Genomic DNA, 18,760 nt, shown 5'->3' on the forward strand with positions numbered 1-18,760 from the left:
GCCACGATACAAAGAAGGATGATAAAAATGTTGGAAATCAAAAACCTGCACGTCGACCTTGAAGAAGAGGACAAGACCATCCTCAAGGGTGTGAACCTGACTGTCGAGGCTGGCAAGGTGCATGCGATCATGGGGCCCAATGGGTCTGGAAAATCGACGCTGTCTTATGTTCTTTCGGGACGTGATGGGTACAAAGTGACCGCCGGGAGCGCCACACTGGCAGGTATCGACCTGCTCGGAATGGAGCCCGAAGAACGTGCAGCGGCGGGCCTCTTCCTGGCGTTCCAATATCCGGTTGAGATCCCCGGCGTTGGTAATATGACGTTTTTGCGCACCGCCGTGAATGCACAGCGCAAGGCGCGCGGCGAAGATGAGATGAGTGCCGCGGAATTCCTGAAAGTGGTGCGAGAAAAGGCCAAGACCCTGCAGATCGACGCCGATATGCTCAAGCGCCCGGTCAATGTGGGATTCTCCGGAGGCGAAAAAAAGCGTAATGAAATCCTGCAAATGGCCATGCTGGAGCCCAAGATGTGCATCTTGGACGAGACAGACTCGGGCCTTGATGTGGACGCAATGAAACTGGTTGCAGACGGTGTGAACGCGCTGCGTGACGAAGGGCGTGGTTTCCTTGTGATTACCCATTATCAGCGCCTGCTTGATCACATCAAACCGGATGTCGTGCATATTATGTACGATGGCCGGATCATCAAGACTGGCGGTCCGGAACTTGCTCTTGAAGTGGAGCAGAACGGGTATGCCGATATTCTGTCCGAGGTGGCGTGATGGCTGTAGCGCAAGCAAAACTGACCGCACTCGAAGCCCGTTTGGACGCGCTGATCCTGCCGGAAGGGGGGCTTTGGGCAACCGGGGCCCGCGAAGCGGCGTTGGGGCGATTGAAGGCAATGGGCTTGCCCGATCGACGTGATGAATATTGGAAGTTTACCCGACCGGACAGCCTTGTCCAAGTGGAAGCCCCGCACGCTGCGCGGTTCTCGGACGGCGACGACCCAATGAGCTTTGCGGCGATTGATCGTTTGAACGTGGTGTTCGTGGATGGTGTGTATGATGCCGAGGCGAGCGATGATCCGACGCTAGAGGGCGTGAAGATAGAGAGACTGAGTGCCGCTGCCAAAACGGATATCCATTGGGCGCGCGATCTTTATGGCGTTCTCGAAGAGCGGGGACAGACGCCGGTGGCCCGCCCTCTGGCCGCGTTGAATACCGCCTATGCAAGCGATGGTGTGCTGATCCATGTGACAGGGCGCCCCAGCAAAGCAATAAATTTGATTTATATCCATAAATCAGAGAGTTCTGACGCGATCCTCCACCATGTCATCAAGCTGGAAGCGGGCGCTGAACTTACAGTTCTGGAGAATGGCCCAGCTGCCGCGCGGTTCAACAAGGTCATGGAAGTTGATATCGCGGACAAAGCGAGCTTTCATCACATTCGCACTCAGGGCCGTGACCACGAACGCCGCGCTGTAACGCATATTTTTGCCCGATTGGGCGCGCAGAGCAGGTTCAAGTCCTTTACCATGACGGCCAACGGGGTGATGACGCGGAATGAATGCGTTATCGAATTGGCTGGTGATAACGGTGTGGCTCATGTCGCTGGGGCCGCCATGGGAGATGGCGATTTCCATCAGGACGACACGGTATTTGTCACCCATGACGCGGTGAACTGTGAGAGCCGTCAGGTTTTCAAGAAAGTCTTGCGCAACGGGGCAACCGGTGTGTTTCAAGGCAAGATTCTGGTCAAGCAGGGTGCTCAGAAAACTGATGGGTATCAGATCAGTCAGGCGCTCTTGCTGGATGAAGACAGTCAGTTTCTGGCAAAGCCGGAGTTGGAGATCTATGCCGATGATGTGGCGTGTTCGCACGGCTCGACCTCGGGGGCGATAGATGAGGACGCGCTTTACTACCTACGGGCGCGCGGCGTTCCAAAACCGTTGGCAACGGACCTTCTGACACTGTCTTTTCTTGCGGAGGCCGTAGATGAGATCGAGAACGAGGTCCTGCGTGAAGAAATCAACAGTCAGCTTTCGGGTTGGCTGGAGCGCAGGAGCCGCTGATGCCAGTCACCTCCGACCTTGTTGCCACCTATCGTAATCCGCGTCGGGTGGCGCGTCGGCTGATCGGCTTGGGGCCGCGAGAGGATCGTGCGCTCGTTATCCTGATCGCGGCCTGCGTTTTGGTGTATGTCGCACAATGGCCCAGATTGGCGCGCGAAGCGCATTTTACGGGGCAAGAGTTGAACCCGATGTTGGGCGGTGCATTGCTGGCGTGGATATTCTTTGCACCGCTGATCCTCTATGCTCTGGCGCTCATCAGTCACTGGGTCTTGCGGGTGCTTGGCGGACGTGGGAGCGCGTTTGGTGCGCGGATCGCGCTTTTTTGGGCGTTTCTTGCGGCGAGTCCGCTCATTCTCTTGCGTGGGCTTGTGGCAGGATTTATCGGGCCGGGACCCGGATTGCAGGCCGTCGATCTGCTTTGGGTGCTGATATTTTTGTGGTTTTGGGTTTCAGGTCTGATTGAGGCGGGATGGAGCAAGGCATGACACAGGCGCGATTCAAGGCGCTTTTGATGGAAACGCTGTTTCGCCCGCGTGACGCCGCGCGGGTGTTGATTGGGTTTGGCTTCCCGCAGCAGAGTCTCTGGATGGCGCTGGCACTTATGTCCGTGCTCAATTCGATCGTTTATTCAGTGTCTCTGCGTCTCTCGCCGCCGACCGATCCTGCGGCGATGATGCTCATGCCGCCAGCGTTTCATTCACCGCTGCTGTTTACTGTTTTCCTTTTTGGGGCGCTTGCGATCACGGTTTTCGCTTTGTTCTGGGTGGGGCGCATGCTCGGGGGGCAGGCACAAATGTCGGATGTGTTGGTCTTGATCTGCTGGTTGCAGGTGCTGAGGCTTATCCTGCAAGTGGCTGTCGCGATTTCGGCTCTGGCTTTTCCAATGGTGGCTGTCCTGTTGATATTCCTATCCTCGATTTGGGGCATTTACATTCTGATCGGCTTTGTTGATTCTGCGCATCGCTTTGATAACATGTTTAAATCCGCGGGCGTGATTGTTCTGTCAATCGTGGCTATGGCGGTTGGACTAAGCATTCTGCTGAGCCTGATCGGCGTGGCCGCTATGGGAGGGGCATGAGATGCTCGATGTTGAAAAAATTCGTGCCGACTTCCCGATTCTTGCACGAGAAGTGAACGGTAAGCCATTGGTTTACCTTGATAATGGGGCGTCAGCGCAGAAACCACAGGTGGTCATTGACGCGATAACAAAGGCCTATTCGATGGAATACGCCAATGTGCATCGTGGGCTGCACTATCTGAGCAACCTTGCCACCGAGAAATATGAGGCCGTGCGTGGCGTCGTTGCGCGGTTTCTTGGGGTGGCGGATGAGGATCAGATTATCTTCAACTCGGGCACCACCGAGGGGATCAATATGATTGCTTATTCTTGGGCCATGCCCCGGATGCAGGCGGGCGACGAGATTATCCTCAGCATTATGGAACATCATGCCAATATCGTGCCGTGGCATTTTCTGCGGGAACGGCAGGGTGTGGCGCTCAAATGGGTGGATATCGATTCGCGTGGATGGTTGGACCCGCAAAAGGTCATAGATGCGATTACGCCAAAGACTAAACTCATCGCCATTACCCATCTGTCCAATGTCTTGGGATCCAAAGTTGATGTGAAAGCAATTTGTGATGCGGCACGGGCGCGGGGTGTGCCAGTGCTTGTGGATGGTTCTCAGGCGGCGGTTCACATGCCAGTCAATCTTGATGAGATGGGCTGTGATTTTTACGCTATCACCGGGCACAAGCTTTATGGTCCCTCGGGTTCGGGTGCGATCTTTGTTCGCAAGGAGCGGATGGCCGAGATGCGCCCCTTTATGGGAGGGGGTGACATGATCCGCGAGGTAACGCGCGACAGCGTGACCTATAACGATCCGCCGATGAAATTCGAGGCCGGCACGCCGGGTATCGTGCAGACGATCGGTCTGGGCGTGGCGCTGGAATATATGATGCATGTCGGAATGGACGCGATCAGCGCCCATGAGGATGATCTGAGCCGCTATGCACAAGAACGCCTTGCCGGGCTAAACTGGATTAATGTCCAAGGCACGATGCCGGATAAGGCTGCGATTTTTTCCTTTACCATGCAAGGCGCGGCGCATGCGCATGACATATCGACCATCCTTGACAAGAAAGGTGTGGCCGTACGTGCAGGTCAGCATTGCACCGGACCGCTGATGGAGCACCTCGACGTCACGGCCACCTGTCGTGCCTCTTTTGCGATGTATAACACGCGATCTGAGGTTGATGTGCTGATTGATGCACTCGAACTTGCACATGAGCTCTTTGGCTGATTTTGCGATTGCGGGGCAGACCAGGCCCCGCTATACCACCGCGCAAGTGGACCCATAGCTCAGCTGGATAGAGCGCTGCCCTCCGAAGGCAGAGGCCAGAGGTTCGAATCCTCTTGGGTCCGCCACTTTACCTCTTATGACTGATCGCAGAAGCGGACTTTGCCGATATAGGGAAGGTTTCGGTTTCTTTGCGCATAATCAATGCCATATCCCACGACAAACTCATCGGGAATTTCAAACCCAATCCAGTCGGCCCGTATTTCCGCCTCGCGCCGCGACGGTTTATCCAAGAGTGCGATGGTACGGAGTTTGCGCGGCCTGCGGCTCTCCAGCAGATGCAGCACATGAAATAAGGTGTGACCTGTGTCCACAATATCTTCGACCACGAGCACATCCCGCCCTTCAATATCGCCGCGCAAGTCCTTGAGAATACGAACTTCTCTACTGCTCTCCATGGCGTTGCCGTAAGAAGACGTCTCGACGAAGTCGACCTCGACCGGCAAGTCCAGCTCCCGAACGAGGTCGGCAATAAAAATGAAAGAGCCACGCAAGAGGCCCACAACCACCAGTTTCTGCGTCCCTGCGAATTCGGCCTCTATCTCATGCGAAAGGGTCTCGATTCGGGCGGCAATACTCTTGGCCGTGATCAGTTTATCGATAACATAAGCGCGCTGCGGCATGTGACCCTCTTGAAGTTCTGGTCTCAGTCTAGGAAAAAGCGCGCCACTGTCACGCGGAAACCGGGGGCGAAATGCCATCACATTCAGAAACACGAGTTTTGCGCTATTCGGCGGACAAGATGTATGCTCTTGTTGCAGATGTCGCCAGTTATCCACAGTTCCTGCCGTGGACGGCCGCCGCAAGAGTGCGATCCACGCGTCCGCAGGACGATGGCTCTGAGATTATGGAAGCTGATTTAGTTATTAGTTTCAAAGTGTTCCGAGAGAGATTCAGCAGTCGTGTGGTGCTCTGGCCTGAGGCACGGCAGATCGAGACAGAATACCTTGATGGTCCGTTTCAGCATATGCGCTCAAACTGGGTTTTTCGCGATGTTGAGGGGGGCTGCGAAGTGAGCTTTGATGTAGATTTTACATTTAAAAACAAATTGTTACAGTCCGCTGCTGATTTGTTCTTTTTCGAAGCGATGAAGCGGATCGTGCGCGCTTTCGAACAGCGCGCGGACGCGCTCTATCAAAACACATGAGATAAAATCTATAAGCTATTGTTTTAGATTATTTAATATGAGTTTTAGTGCGTGATTTCGCGCCTGTTCCCGGACGTTTCCACGACCGATTGCGCCAAATTCCTGAGTTTCGGTTACGGTCACCCGCCCGGTCATCGCAAGACCGAAACAGACACGTCCTTCGGGTTTGTGCTCTGATCCGCCCGGCCCTGCAATGCCAGTGATTGAGACCGCCAGTTGTGCCGCACTATGGGACAGGGCGCCGTCGGCCATTTCACGGGCGACCTCTTCGGAGACGGCCCCGTAAGTGGTTAATGTCGAATCGGACACGCCTAGCATCTCTTTTTTTGATAGGTTAGAGTAGGTTACGAACCCTCTTTCAACCACATCGGACGAACCGGGGATTTCTGTCAGGGCTGCAGCTACCATGCCTGCGGTGCAACTTTCGGCCGTGGTAATCATCACACCGTGAGCGCGGGCCTGAGTGATAATATCCTGTGCAATCAAAGCCCTAGAACCCCATGATAAAATCCGGCGGCCAGCAGGACGCAGATCGCGGCAGCAAGCCCGGCAAGAATATCGTCGAACATGACGCCCAAGGCATCGTTGCGGCGGTCTGCCCAGCCAATCGGGCCAAGTTTGGTGATGTCAAAGAAACGGAAAGCGAGAAAAGAAAAAACAAAGCCAGGCCAAAGGCTTAAGAGGTCGACACCGGCATGAGAGGCACCGATCGAGACCGGCAGAAAGGCAATCCACTGTCCGGCCACCTCGTCGATCACGATTTCAGAAGGGTCGTGATTTGTTTTTCCCTTTGTTTCCAGATGTGTGGCCCACCAACCTAAGGCGAAAGCCAAGGCAATGCCAATACCAAGGAGCACCGGACCGCCCACAAGATGTAGACCCAGTGCAACGGGCAGAGCGGCCAGTGACCCCCATGTGCCCGGTGCAGGGCGCAGGTGTCCGACATAGAAAAACGTTGCGATCAAATGACTTAGGCGCATGGCTTGACCAGTGTTACAGCCGCTTGAGCGGCGATGCCCTCTTCTCGTCCGGTGAAGCCAAGGCGTTCTGACGTGGTTGCCTTGACTGAAATCCGGTCCAGAGACAGGCCAGTGATTTCTGACAGAGCCGCTTGCATGGCGGTTGCATGCGGTGTGATTTTGGGACGCTCACAAACAAGAGTGACGTCTATGTTATTAATTTTAAAACCGAACTCCCTTGCAAGCGCCACAGCATGACGCAGGAAAATGTGGCTTTCGGCGCCTTTCCATTGGGGATCACTGGGGGGAAAATGTCGGCCAATGTCGCCTTGGGCCAAGCCACCATATATTGCGTCTGTAAGAGCATGAAGCCCGACATCCGCGTCGGAATGGCCTTGAAGCCCGCGATCATGGGGAACGGCGACGCCGCAGAGCATGCAATGGTCACCGGGACCAAAGCGGTGCACGTCAAACCCTAGTCCAACACGTATATCCATTTGATTTCCAAGTATTTTTTCTGCACGGGTAAAGTCGTGCGGATGGGTGATCTTGATATTATCCTCATGGCCATCGATGATCGTTACGTCAATCCCTGCGGCGCGGGCCACTTCCACGTCGTCGGCGGCATCGCCCTGATATGCGCGATGCGCCGCGAGAATAGATGTATATTCAAAGGCTTGGGGAGTTTGAGCACGGTATAGCCCGGCGCGGTCGCGGGTTCCTGTCACGCGTCCGTCAACCCCGGTCCAGAGGGCGTCGGTCACGGCCAAGGCCGGAGCAATTGCGGGTGAGCCTGTGCTTTGGATTGTGTACAAAATGGACGCAATGTACGCGGTTTGTGTACAGCATCGCGCGACATCGTGGATAAGCACATGCGTAGGCGGATCCGCTTGCAGAATCTCAAGCCCGTTTCGGACCGATTGGGCGCGGGTGGCCCCGCCGACGGTGACAGTAATCCGTGGATGGGGGGCAAGCCGGTTGAGGTCGTCCGGGTGGAGGACGACAACGATCCGATCAATTTCTGTCACCGCGAGGAATGCCTCAAGCGTCCAGTCAATCACCCGGCGGCCCAAAAGGGCCTGCCATTGCTTGGGTTGATCGCCGCCAGCGCGGGTACCCCGGCCTGCGGCCACGATGATAGCTGCGGTTGTCATAGGTCTTGCTTAGGCCGGGTTTTGTGCGAGCGCAATGGCTGAGCATATGCCTAAAAGTTAGGCATATATGCGCGACGCGGCTGTTAAATAGGCCCGTGATCATTGTTTGACGTCGGGTTCACAGGTAGAACGACGGAATTGCACAAGGATTAGGCAAGGTGATGCTGAACATCGCGGAGAAGCAGATTGCGACGCCGATTTTATTGGCCCCGCTGGCGGGAATCACTGATCTGCCGTTTCGCGAGGTGGTGGCGGGATTTGGTGCTGGTCTGGTGGTCAGCGAAATGGTCGCGAGCCAGGAAATGGTGCAGGCCAAGCCATCGGCGCGCGGCAAGGCGGAACTGGGTCTTGGGGCTGAGAACACGGCCGTTCAATTGGCGGGCTGTGACGCGCATTGGATGGCAGAGGCTGCACGGGTGGTGGCCGACAATGGCGCGCGGATCATCGACATCAACATGGGATGCCCTGCCAAACGGGTGGTGAGCGCCGGGGGCGCGGGGGCCTCGGGCTCGGCGCTGATGCGCGATCTGGATCATGCGCTGCGGCTGATCGAGGCGGTGGTGGCTGCGGTCGACGTTCCGGTAACGCTCAAGACACGGCTGGGCTGGGATGATACCCGATTGAATGCGCCAGAGCTTGGGCGACGGGCAGAGTCGGCAGGGGTGGCCATGATCACCGTGCATGGGCGCACGCGCTGTCAATTCTATCGTGGAGCGGCGGATTGGGCGGCGATTTCTGAAATTGTGGAGGCCGTGAATATTCCGGTCATCGCCAATGGCGATGTTACCAGCGTCGACTCGGCCCGACGAGCGGTGGCGCAGTCGGGGGCGGCAGGTGTGATGATCGGCCGTGGTGCGCGCGGGCGTCCGTGGCTTTTGGCTGAGGTTGCGGCGGCGATGGGGCATGGCACCCCCCCGGAGGCGCCGCGCGGCACCGCGCTGGTTGATCTGGTGGCTGCGCATTATGAGGCGATGTTGGGCTTTTACGGCCGGGATCTGGGGCTGCGCGTCGCGCGCAAGCATCTTGGCTGGTATATGGAGGCGGCCCACAGCGCGGAGGGTGTTCGTCGCGCGGTGTTGACGGCGGAAACCCCCAAGGACGTGTTGGGGCTTTTGCCGGATGCGATGGCGGGAGGCGATCCGGCACGCAAAGAAGATCAGGATGCGAGGGCCGCAGCATGAATGCGGATGACGCGATTTGGACCTCTCTGCCGGTGCCGGCGCTGTTGCTTGATCCCGAGGACCGGATCGCAGGGATCAACCCGGCGGCGGAAGGGTTCATGATGTCTTCGTCGCGGGCGCTGGTCGGACAGCCCGTGTGGGACAAGCTGGCGGTGAATGCCCCGCTCGAAGAGGCGTTTGAACGGGCCCGGCTGAACGGTGCGCCGCTCTTTGTGAATGATGTGGATGTTGGCACCGGCGAGCGTGCGCCGATGCAATGCAATTTGCAGGTGGCACCGCTGGCGGGCAGTCCGGGATACATGATCGTTCTGATCAGCCCTCGCGAATTGGCCGGGCGCATGGTGCAAAACAGCAGCGTCAAGGCCGCCGCGAAATCCGCCATTGGCATGGCTGAAATGCTGGCGCATGAAATCAAGAATCCGCTCGCCGGGATCACCGGAGCGGCGCAGCTCTTGTCGATGACGCTGGGCCCAGAGGATCTTGAACTGACCGATCTGATCGTGAGCGAAAGCCGCCGGATCGTGAGCCTGTTGGAACGAGTCGAGCAATTCGGCAATATCAGCGCGCCGGATATGCGCCCGGTCAATCTGCATGATGTGCTGGACCGCGCGCGGCGCTCGGCCATGCTCGGCTTTGCCGCGCATATGGCGCTGATCGAGGATTATGACCCGTCGCTGCCGATGGCGCTTGGGGATGGGGATCAGTTGTTGCAGGTGGTGCTGAACCTCTTGAAAAACGCGGCTGAGGCGGCGCGCGGCAAGCCGGGCACCATCCGGTTGCATACGTATTACGAGCAGTCGCTGCGGGTGCGGCGCGGTGAGGGAGAAGGCAAGGCGCTGCCCTTGCAGATCGAGATCATCGACGATGGTCCCGGATTGCCGCCCGAGATTGCCGATCAGATTTTTGATCCGTTCGTGTCGGGACGGGAGAACGGAACCGGGCTTGGCCTTGCGCTCGCGGCCAAGATCATTTCGGACCATGATGGCTGGATTTCAGTCAGTTCCGTGCCCGGTCGCACGGTATTTCGGATTTCGTTGCAACGGGCAGCGGACGCAATCAAGGAGGCTTGAGGATGGATGGCACGGTACTGGTCGCCGATGACGACCGCACGATCCGCACAGTTCTGACGCAGGCGTTGACGCGGGCGGGGTGTCGGGTGCATGCCACCTCGAGCCTGACCACGCTGATGCGATGGGTAGGCGAGGGCAAGGGCGATGTGGTCATTTCGGATGTGATGATGCCGGATGGCAATGGCCTCGAGATGCTGCCCAAGATCGCGCAGGATCGTCCCGGCCTGCCGGTGATCGTGATTTCGGCGCAAAACACGATCATGACGGCGATCAAGGCGGCGGAGGCGGAAGCCTATGATTACCTGCCCAAGCCATTTGACCTGCCGGATCTGATGAAACGCACGGCGCGGGCGTTGGAATCGCGGGCGCGCAGACCCATCCGGGAGGTCGAGGTGGAGCGGCCCGAGGAATTGCCGCTGATCGGGCGAACACCGGCGATGCAGGCGCTCTACCGGGTGGTGGCGCGGATCATGAACACGGATCTTCCAGTGATGATCTGCGGCGAATCCGGCACCGGAAAATCCCTGATCGCCAAGGCGATTCACGACTTCTCGGATCGGCGCACATTGCCGTTTGTGACGGTGACGCCTGCGGATTTGCGGGAACTGGACGGCCCGTCGCGGATCATGGCGCGGGTCAAAGGGGGCACGATCGTGTTGGACGAGGTGACCGATCTGCCGTCCGAAGCACAGGGCCGGGTGGTGCGGATGATGGATGCGCCGGGCGATCATGTGCCGCGGTTCATGGCGACCAGCCGGGTGCCGCCGGGACAAGCGCTGGACGAAGGATCCTTGCGCGAAGATCTCTATTACCGGCTGAGCGGGGCCGTGATCGACGTACCGTCCCTTCGGTCGCGGCTTGAGGATATTCCCTTGCTGGCTGAGCATTTTCTGGCGCGCGACGAGCGGGACGGTCAACCTGCGCGGCATCTGTCGGAGCAGGCGGCAGAGCTGATGCGCGCCTATAGTTGGCCGGGCAATGTGCGTCAGTTGGAGAATGCCGTGCGGCGAATCGGGCTGACGGCGATGACCGAGGAAATCAGCCGCGCCGAGGTGGAAGCCGTGCTGGGCAATCAGCCACGCTCTGAGCCGGTGATACGAGAGGGGCGGGGCGAGAGTTTGACCGCTTCGGTTGCAGGGCATCTGCGACGGTATTTCGATCTGCATGGCGATGTCTTGCCGCCGCCGGGGCTCTATACGCGGGTTCTTCGTGAAATCGAGCTGCCATTGATCGAGATTGCGCTGGATGCGACGGCGGGCAATCAGGCGAAATGCGCAGACCTTTTGGGCATCAACCGCAATACGCTGCGCAAGAAAATCACCGAGCTGGATATTAACGTGACACGCCGCCGTAAGTTGATGTAAAACTGCAACAGGACTGTTGCTAATTGAGGCGCGCGCGCCAAAGCAGTCCATATGTTGCGGGGAAGCAGGTGCGACCCCACGAGGTGATGGGGGCGTGCGTGGCAACGCAGACACGCGGTTTCAGAGGCAAGCGTATGTCGTGGGAGGGCTTGAGCCGCCTGCGCCGGTTGCAACGGCTACAGAATGGGGCCGCGCTGGGGCTTGTGGTATTGGGACCGGTTCTGGCGCTTTTGACCTATTTGATGATGGGGCCGCTGGATCAGGGTGCCACGTCCAATGGCCTGCGCCTGGTTCTGCTATGCGACATGGTTTATGTGTTGATGGTGGCCGGTCTGGTCATGCAGCGCGTGGCGCGCATGGTGGCGGCGCGGCGCAGTCGGTCGGCAGGGTCGCGGCTGCATCTAAGACTGACGGGTGTGTTTGCGCTGATGGCGCTGCTGCCAACGGTAACGGTGGCGGTCTTTGCAACGCTGTCGGTCAATATGGGGCTGGAGGCGTGGTTTTCTGACCGTGTGGGGCGGGTGGTCGATAGCTCTGTTGCGGCGGCCCAAGCCTATGAAGAGGAACACCGCCGCGATCTGGAGACTGATATCCGGGTGCTCGCACGGGTGATCAACGCGACAAAGCGTGCCGCCGTGTTCATGACGGACGGCGATATTCGTCAGGTTCTGTCATCGGGCCAACGCGAGATACAGCGCGGATTGCGCGAAGCGTTTGTCATAGATGTGACGGGTGAAATCCGGGCACGGGGAGAGCGGTCCTATCTTTTTGATTTCGAGAAGCCGACGCCTGAGCAGATCGAGCAAGCTCACACGGATGGCGTTCTGGTGATCCGCGATTGGGAGAACAACGAGTTTCGCGCGTTGATGCCGCTTGAGGCGTTGCCGAACCGATTGCTCTATGTGAGCCGGACGGTGGATGGGGCGATTCTGAACCTGCTGGATCAGACCAAAGAGACCGCTGCATTCTACAATCAACGCGAAAGTGAACGCGGGCGGGTACTGTTTGAATTCGGGCTGTTGTATCTGGGCTTTGCCGTAATTCTGATCCTGGCCGCGATCTGGTTGGGGATGTGGTTCGCCGAGCGATTGTCGCAGCCCGTGGGGCGGTTGACCTCTGCGGCGCAACGGGTCGGGGAAGGGGATCTCGACACTCAGGTCCGTGAGGAAGAGGGCGATGATGAGATCGCCCAATTGAGCACCTATTTCAACCAGATGACCCGGCAATTGAAGGGGCAACGCGAGGCGCTTTTGACCAATACGCAACAGATCGAGCGGCGCAGGCGGTTGTTCGATTCCGTGCTGGGCTCGGTCTCGTCCGGGGTCGTTGGGCTGGACCCTGAGGGACGGGTTACATTCGTGAACCGCGCCGCTGAACGGTTGCTGGATTGGTCTGAGGAGCAACAATCGCTGGCGCTGCATGTGGCTGTGCCAGAGTTTGGCGCGCTCTTTGACCGATTGCGCACGGTGCCGGGCGGGTTCGTGCAGGAAGAGATCAAGGTGGGGCGCGGCACGCGGCAGGAGAACCTGTTGGTGCGCATGTCGACGCGGATCAATGAAGAGGGCAGGCGTGAGGGCTATGTGGTTGCGTTTGACGATGTAACCGATCTGGTGTCCGCGCAACGCATGGCCGCTTGGGGGGATGTGGCGCGGCGGATTGCGCATGAAATCAAGAATCCGCTGACGCCCATTCAGTTGAGTGCCGAGCGGATCAAACGCAAATTCGCCAAGCAGCTTCCGCCGGATGAGGCGCTGAGCCTTGAGCAACTGACCGATGTTGTGGTGCGACAGACCAATGACCTGCGCCGGATTGTGGACGAGTTTTCCAAGTTCGCACGGATGCCCGAGCCGGTCACAAAGCAGGAAAGCCTGAGTCAGGTGCTGCGCGAGGTCGTACTTTTGCAAGAAAGCGGGCAACCCGGCGTACAGTTCGATATCCGTCTGGACGACACGCCCTTGCAGGTCGATATTGACGCTGCGATGATCGGGCAGGCGTTGACCAATCTGGTCAAGAACGCGGGCGAGGCGATTGAAACCCTGCAAGAAAAAGGTGCGCCCGAGGGACATCGACCAACCATCCGCATCGAAAGTGCGGTCGAGGCTGACAGCGCCGTGATCCGGATTTCCGACAATGGGGTCGGATTGCCGCAGGATCGTGCGCAACTCTTTGAGCCCTATGTCACGACGCGGGACAAGGGCACGGGGCTGGGCCTGCCGATTGTGAAGAAGATCATCGAAGAGCATGGCGGAACGCTGATGCTTGAAGATGCAGAACCGTTTGAAGCGGGAGCGCGGGCCGGGGCAATGGCCGTGGTACGCTTGCCGCTTGTTTCGGATGAACGTCTAGTGGACAAACTGGCTGTTTGAGGGACTTATGAGTGATATTCTGATTGTCGATGATGAACGCGATATCCGAGAACTGATTTCGGATATTCTTGAGGATGAAGGCTATAGCACCCGTCTTGCGGGAAACGCCGACGAGGCGATGGCGGCGATTTCGGCCGAACAACCCGGATTGTTGATCCTCGATATCTGGCTGAAGGACAGCCATATGGACGGGATCGACATTCTCAAGGCTGTCAAGCGTGACTATCCGGACGTTCCGGTGGTGATTATCTCGGGGCATGGCAATATTGAAATCGCGGTCGCGGCGATCAAGCAGGGCGCGTATGATTTCATCGAAAAGCCCTTTAATATTGATCAGCTCATGGTGGTGATCCGGCGTGGCATGGAAACCAGCCGTCTGCGCCGTGAAAATCAGGCGCTCAAACGGCGAGAGACGGCACCCTCTGAAATGCTGGGGGATGCATCGGCATTCCGGGCGCTGATGGGGCAATTGGACAAGGTCACCAAGTCAAATGGGCGGGTGATGCTGTCAGGCCCTGCCGGATCCGGCAAGGAACTGGCGGCGCGTTACATCCATGCCAATTCGGCGCGGGCCTCGGCGCCCTTTGTCACCGTCGGCTGTGCGTCGATCGCACCGGAGCGGATGGAAGAGGTGTTGTTTGGCCGTGAATCCGAGGACAGCGGCGTGGTGCCCGGTCTCTTGGAAGAGGCCAGCGGCGGAGTGATCTATTTCGACGAGGTCGCCGATATGCCGATGGGCACCCAGTCCAAGATCCTGCGGGTTCTGGTGGATCAGACCTTCCTGCGGGTGGGTGGCAGCAGCAAGGTGCAGGTTGACCTGCGGGTGATATCCTCGACCAGCCGGGATTTGGAGGCCGAGATCGCCGCAGAGCGGTTTCGGCGCGAGCTCTATCACCGGCTGAATGTGGTGCCGATTGCCGTGCCAAGTCTTGAAGAACGACGCGAGGACATTCCGGCATTGGCCGAACATTTCATCGCGATGTTCCACAAGACGCAAGGGCTGGCCTTGCGATCGCTGAGCGATGAGGCGTCGGCGCTGCTCCAGACGATGCGATGGCCCGGAAATGTGCGGCAGTTGCGCAATGTGATCGAGCGGATATTGATTCTGGGCGAGGGCAGCGGGCAGATTGCAGCGCGTGAATTGCCCAGCGAGAGCGGTGGGTCTGTCGATGCAGGGCGGGTGGTCCTGTCTGGGGCGATTGCCACGATGGCACTGCGCGAGGCGCGTGAGGCGTTTGAGCGTGAGTACCTGCTGACCCAGATCAATCGCTTTGGCGGCAACATCAGCCGCACCGCGGAGTTCGTCGGAATGGAGCGCAGCGCGCTACACCGCAAGTTGAAATCACTGGGGATCGTGACCGGGACCAAAGGCGGCACGCGCGGCGATGAGGATGAGGAAACGCAGGCATTCGGATAGAATGTTCTGCACGATGCGCGAAATGCAGAATTATAATCTGTTTTCTCCGCGGCGAGGGTATGTTGTTGCCCGGGTGATCGGCTGTCCGTACGATGCTTCTTATTTGCTCAAGATAAAGTGAAAGCCTGCTCTGCAACTTGCCGTTACTCTGGTGCGAGCCTAGGTTCCGCGTCAGGAAAACAAGGGGATACATGATGTTTGGCATGTTCAAGAAATTGGGTCTGGCAGCGGCGCTGGCGATGGCACCATTGGCGGCCATCGCGGGTCTGGGACCGTTGACCGATCCTGATGCGGTAACGCAGGCGCAAAGCGCGCAAGAGGTGATTATTCTCGATATCCGCACCGGCGCGGCCTATGAGACCGGCCATATTCCGGGGGCGGTACCGGCCCCCTATGGGCTGTTTCGCGGCCCTGCGGAAAATCCGGGCGAGCTGGTGGCCGAAGACAAGATGACTGAGGTTCTGCGCCGACTGGGTGTGAGCGAAGACCGTCCGGTCGTGGTGGTGCATCAGGGCAGCGATCAGACCGACTTTGGGGCTGCCGCACGGGTCTATTGGACGTTGAAATCGAGCGGGATCAAGGATTTGGCAATCCTTAACGGCGGCATGAACGCATGGGAACAAGCGGGCAAGCCGGTGGCGAAAGGAGCTGCCGAGGCGGTCACGCCGAGCACTATCACGGTGACGTATGATCCGACATGGATGGCGACCCGCGAAGATGTGCAGGCCATTGTGGATGGCAAGGACAGCGCCGAGTTGATTGACGCGCGGCCAGAAGCCTTTTGGAAGGGCGAGACCAAGCACGCCGCAGCCTCACGCCCCGGCACATTGCCGCAATCGCGCTACTTTACGCATGACCGTTGGTTTGGTCAGAGTGAGCCGGCGCTGATCAAGCCCGATCTCATCCGGGAACTGGCGGCGCAGAATGGGTTCAAGCCGGGCGACCGTCTGGTGTCTTTCTGCAATACCGGGCATTGGGCCGCGACCAACTGGTTCGCATTGAGCGAAGTGGCGGGCATCGAAGGCGTTCGGATGTACCCGGAATCAATGGTGGGTTGGTCGAACGCAGGCAATGAAATGGCCAATGTACCGGGGCTGTTCCAGAACCTGCTGAACAAGATCACCGGAAAATACTGACAGGAGCATGCGCGTGCGCCAAACCATATCTGCATCCCCGGCAATACCAACAGGCCCCGGCATGCTGTCGCGCGTAGCGGTGGTGTCGGGCGTGGGGGCGGCGGTTCTGGCGCTCGCCTTGATTGCGGGACCCCGGTTTGGCGTGCTGTTGCTGATCGGGTTGGGATTTGGCCTTGCGCTTGAAGGGTTCCGCTTTGGCTTTACCGGACCGTGGCGGCGGATGATCCTGGAGCGGGATGCGTCAGGTTTGCTGGCGCAGCTCATTTGCATCGCGATTGTCGCAAGTGTCGCCTTTCCGCTTTTGGCCTCGCATGGGGCCGAGTTGAAGGGCGCACATGCGCCCATCGGCTTTGCGATGATCGGTGGTGCGTTTGTTTTCGGGGCCGCGATGCAGATCGTCATGGGCTGTGGATCCGGCACGCTGGTCAACGCCGGGAGCGGCAACGCGATTGGCGCCGTGGCGCTGCCATTCTTTGCGATTGGCAGTTTTGCTGGTGCCTATCATCTGACGTGGTGGACCAATCTTGGCAGCTTGCCGGTTATGGCACTCAGCGGCGGGCAGGGGCTGGCGATCACGTTGGTCGGGCTGGCGGCGGTGGCTGGTCTGGCGCTGCTGCTGGGCAAGCGCGGCTCTCACCGCCTGCCGGCACGCTACTGGGGGGCGATTTTGGTTCTGGCGGGTCTGGCCATTCTTCATCTGGTGGTGGCCGGGCAACCGTGGGGCGTGGTTTACGGTCTGGGTCTGTGGGTTGCCAAGGTAGTGGTGGCCGCGGGCGGTGACCTGTCGGGATCAGTGTTCTGGTCGGCACCGGGCAATCAGGCGCAGGTCGCCGCAAGCGTGCTGACGGATGTCACCTCACTCACCGATTTCGGCTTGATCGGGGGCGCGGCGCTGATGGCGTGGTGGCGCTCTGGTCTGGCTTCGCCGGTGGGGGTTTTGCCGGCACGGGCCTGGGGTGCGGTGATCCTCGCCGGGCTGGTGCTCGGATATAGCTCTCGGGTGGCGTTTGGCTGCAATATCGGCGCGTTTTTCAGCGGCATCGGCACCGGGTCGGCGCATGGCTGGGTATGGTTCGTAGCGGCCTTTGCCGGATCATGGGTAGGTATCCGGCTGCGGCCCGTTCTGGGCCTGGAGGCACGCAAATGATCCGGGCGCAGGTGACGATTGCGGTGCTGATCGTGATGGCCGGTTTCATCGCGTTTGACGCGGTCGCGGCAGACCCTCTTAACCCCTATGGTGCAGTGCCAATGCTGGCGCTTGGGTCTGGCATGGCGGCAACGGGGGCGCATTGCGCGGCCCCGCCACCGAAATAGAGACCTTTATCAGGACGACGTGCCGAGGAAGCTCATCGGATCGACACTCTCGAACCCGTCACGCACTTCGAAATGCAGGGCGGGCGTGCCGGTGCGGCGGATTTCAGCCAGCTTCTGACCACGGCTGACGCTGTCACCCTTCTTGATGGTCAGGGCATCTACGTTGGAATAGACCGTCAACAGAGAGCCTGCGTGCCTCACCACGATGATCGGTACGCCGTTGGTATCCTCGGTGATGGCCGCGACGGTGCCTGCATCTGCGGCCACGACCGGAGCCCCCGGTGTGGCAGAGATGTCTATGCCTTCATTCCGTCCCTTGGCATATTCGCGGATGATGTCCCCTTTGACCGGAAAGGACATGCGTGCGGTGCTGCTCTTGGTTTCGGTTTTGCCCAGATCTGGGGCCGCGACCTTTTCTACGGGGGCGGCAACGGGTTTGGTTTCCTCAATGGGCAGGGGTTTGGATGCGCTCGGCGGCGTGGGTGTGGGAGAGACCGCGCCTGGCGGTGTCACAGTGGCGATATCGGCCTCGTTAAAGGGGTCTGTCTGCTCGCCTGGCAGGGCAACGGGGATCAGCAGAAATTGCCCCTCGCGCACAGAGAAGTCAGACCCAAGCCCGTTCCAGTCGGCAAGGCTACGGATCGAGACGTTATAGAGGCGTGCGATGGAAAAGGCGGTTTCGCCCCGCTCGACCTTGTGCCGGACGGGTTCTGCGCCAACTTGCGTAGGAGCGGCACCTGTTGCTGGCGGCAAGTCTGAGGTTGTGACCGCTTGGGCGTCCGCACGGCGAATTGCGTCCCCGGCGAGGCTATCGATATCCACGCCTGAGGGGGTTTGAATCGGGCCGCCCAGAGGTTCTGCGACACGGCTGGGCAGGGCGATGATTTCCCCCTTGCGAAGGGGATCACCGGTCTGCATGCCGTTAAAGCGCGCCACCTCGCCGGGGTCGGCACCGATACGGCGCGCAAGGCTGGCGAGGGTATCGCCACGCTCGGCCACCGCGACCTGATAGCCGGGATATGAGATGATGCCTCGTGCATCCGGCTGGGGACGAGAGGTCGTGGCGTTGCGCGCCGCCTCGGCGGTGCTGGGCGCGTTGCCGAAAGCGCCGCGCAGATCGAGATCGAGCGGTTTGTCGCAGGCCGCCAAAGCCAAGGCCATGGTCGCCAGCAGCGGTGCAGAACGGGGGAAGTTGCGCATCTCGATCATCCTCTTTGAGTGAC

At 59.1% G+C, this 18,760-nt stretch carries 19 protein-coding genes and 1 tRNA gene; 15 read left to right on the forward strand and 5 right to left on the reverse strand.

Annotated features, from left to right (window positions below; translation table 11 throughout):
* Positions 1–27 precede the first annotated feature (27 nt).
* The 6 genes from sufC to ACN0SW_RS09165 all read left to right on the forward strand — a co-directional run bounded on the left by sufC (position 28) and on the right by ACN0SW_RS09165 (position 4,497).
* Positions 28–783 carry a Fe-S cluster assembly ATPase SufC gene (gene sufC / locus ACN0SW_RS09140; protein WP_417727611.1) on the forward strand — a complete coding sequence of 252 codons (756 nt, stop codon included), beginning with the start codon at positions 28–30 and terminating at the stop codon, positions 781–783.
* On the forward strand, positions 783–2,072 hold the full coding sequence (gene sufD, locus ACN0SW_RS09145) for a Fe-S cluster assembly protein SufD (RefSeq protein WP_417727612.1): 1,290 nt from the start codon (positions 783–785) through the stop codon (positions 2,070–2,072). The genes sufC and sufD overlap by 1 nt, the downstream gene beginning before the upstream one ends.
* Entirely contained in the window at positions 2,072–2,557 is a 486-nt protein-coding gene (locus ACN0SW_RS09150) for a YIP1 family protein (RefSeq protein WP_417727613.1), read from the forward strand. Before sufD ends, ACN0SW_RS09150 begins: the two co-directional genes overlap by 1 nt.
* The gene (locus ACN0SW_RS09155; protein WP_417727614.1) at positions 2,554–3,150 is read left to right on the forward strand and encodes a Yip1 family protein; all 597 of its coding nucleotides are present in this window, start codon (positions 2,554–2,556) and stop codon (positions 3,148–3,150) included. The genes ACN0SW_RS09150 and ACN0SW_RS09155 overlap by 4 nt, the downstream gene beginning before the upstream one ends.
* A 1-nt stretch (position 3,151) precedes the next feature.
* Entirely contained in the window at positions 3,152–4,372 is a 1,221-nt protein-coding gene (locus ACN0SW_RS09160) for a cysteine desulfurase (RefSeq protein ID WP_417727615.1), read from the forward strand.
* A gap of 48 nt (positions 4,373–4,420) precedes the next feature.
* Positions 4,421–4,497, forward strand: a tRNA-Arg gene (locus ACN0SW_RS09165).
* A 9-nt stretch (positions 4,498–4,506) separates the two neighbouring features.
* Here ACN0SW_RS09165 and hpt read toward each other — a convergent pair.
* Complete coding sequence (hpt, locus tag ACN0SW_RS09170) at positions 4,507–5,052, reverse strand: hypoxanthine phosphoribosyltransferase (RefSeq protein WP_417727616.1); 546 nt, start codon at positions 5,050–5,052, stop codon at positions 4,507–4,509.
* A gap of 71 nt (positions 5,053–5,123) precedes the next feature.
* Between hpt and ACN0SW_RS09175 the strand changes: the two genes are divergently transcribed.
* Complete coding sequence (locus tag ACN0SW_RS09175) at positions 5,124–5,576, forward strand: type II toxin-antitoxin system RatA family toxin (RefSeq protein WP_417727617.1); 453 nt, start codon at positions 5,124–5,126, stop codon at positions 5,574–5,576.
* 15 nt (positions 5,577–5,591) lie between these two features.
* On the opposite strand, the gene ACN0SW_RS09180 is transcribed toward ACN0SW_RS09175, so the two are convergent.
* Genes ACN0SW_RS09180 through ACN0SW_RS09190 form a run of 3 tightly spaced genes read right to left on the reverse strand, consistent with a single transcriptional unit; the run spans position 5,592 to position 7,689 of the window.
* A complete protein-coding gene (locus ACN0SW_RS09180; protein WP_417727618.1) occupies positions 5,592–6,062 on the reverse strand; it encodes a CinA family protein in 471 nt (156 codons plus the stop codon).
* Positions 6,059–6,556, reverse strand: coding sequence for a phosphatidylglycerophosphatase A (locus ACN0SW_RS09185; protein WP_417727619.1), 498 nt, complete (start codon positions 6,554–6,556; stop codon positions 6,059–6,061). The genes ACN0SW_RS09180 and ACN0SW_RS09185 overlap by 4 nt, the downstream gene beginning before the upstream one ends.
* A complete protein-coding gene (locus ACN0SW_RS09190) occupies positions 6,547–7,689 on the reverse strand; it encodes a bifunctional 2-C-methyl-D-erythritol 4-phosphate cytidylyltransferase/2-C-methyl-D-erythritol 2,4-cyclodiphosphate synthase (protein WP_417727620.1) in 1,143 nt (380 codons plus the stop codon). The genes ACN0SW_RS09185 and ACN0SW_RS09190 overlap by 10 nt, the downstream gene beginning before the upstream one ends.
* 161 nt (positions 7,690–7,850) lie before the next feature.
* On the opposite strand from ACN0SW_RS09190, the gene dusB reads away from it, so the two are divergent.
* The 8 genes from dusB (at position 7,851) to ACN0SW_RS09230 (ending at position 17,537) form a co-directional block, all read left to right on the forward strand.
* Positions 7,851–8,870 carry a tRNA dihydrouridine synthase DusB gene (gene dusB / locus ACN0SW_RS09195; RefSeq protein WP_417727687.1) on the forward strand — a complete coding sequence of 340 codons (1,020 nt, stop codon included), beginning with the start codon at positions 7,851–7,853 and terminating at the stop codon, positions 8,868–8,870.
* Positions 8,867–9,940 carry a two-component system sensor histidine kinase NtrB gene (locus ACN0SW_RS09200; RefSeq protein WP_417727621.1) on the forward strand — a complete coding sequence of 358 codons (1,074 nt, stop codon included), beginning with the start codon at positions 8,867–8,869 and terminating at the stop codon, positions 9,938–9,940. The genes dusB and ACN0SW_RS09200 overlap by 4 nt, the downstream gene beginning before the upstream one ends.
* A 2-nt stretch (positions 9,941–9,942) precedes the next feature.
* Complete coding sequence (locus ACN0SW_RS09205) at positions 9,943–11,304, forward strand: response regulator (protein ID WP_417727622.1); 1,362 nt, start codon at positions 9,943–9,945, stop codon at positions 11,302–11,304.
* 134 nt (positions 11,305–11,438) lie between these two features.
* On the forward strand, positions 11,439–13,670 hold the full coding sequence (locus tag ACN0SW_RS09210) for an ATP-binding protein (protein ID WP_417727623.1): 2,232 nt from the start codon (positions 11,439–11,441) through the stop codon (positions 13,668–13,670).
* Between the two features lie 7 nt (positions 13,671–13,677).
* Entirely contained in the window at positions 13,678–15,087 is a 1,410-nt protein-coding gene (locus tag ACN0SW_RS09215) for a sigma-54-dependent transcriptional regulator (RefSeq protein WP_417727624.1), read from the forward strand.
* Positions 15,088–15,281: 194 nt separating this feature from the next.
* Complete coding sequence (locus ACN0SW_RS09220) at positions 15,282–16,223, forward strand: sulfurtransferase (RefSeq protein ID WP_417727625.1); 942 nt, start codon at positions 15,282–15,284, stop codon at positions 16,221–16,223.
* Positions 16,224–16,236: 13 nt separating this feature from the next.
* Entirely contained in the window at positions 16,237–17,370 is a 1,134-nt protein-coding gene (locus ACN0SW_RS09225) for a YeeE/YedE family protein (RefSeq protein WP_417727626.1), read from the forward strand.
* On the forward strand, positions 17,367–17,537 hold the full coding sequence (locus ACN0SW_RS09230; protein ID WP_417727627.1) for a hypothetical protein: 171 nt from the start codon (positions 17,367–17,369) through the stop codon (positions 17,535–17,537). Before ACN0SW_RS09225 ends, ACN0SW_RS09230 begins: the two co-directional genes overlap by 4 nt.
* 9 nt (positions 17,538–17,546) lie before the next feature.
* Here the strand turns inward: ACN0SW_RS09230 and ACN0SW_RS09235 are convergent, their stop codons facing one another.
* Positions 17,547–18,746, reverse strand: a complete 1,200-nt coding sequence (locus ACN0SW_RS09235; protein ID WP_417727628.1) for a peptidoglycan DD-metalloendopeptidase family protein — start codon at positions 18,744–18,746, stop codon at positions 17,547–17,549.
* Between the last annotated feature and the right edge of the window lie 14 nt (positions 18,747–18,760).

It is taken from the genome of Roseovarius sp., assembly GCF_048262375.1.
Classification (GTDB): domain Bacteria; phylum Pseudomonadota; class Alphaproteobacteria; order Rhodobacterales; family Rhodobacteraceae; genus Roseovarius.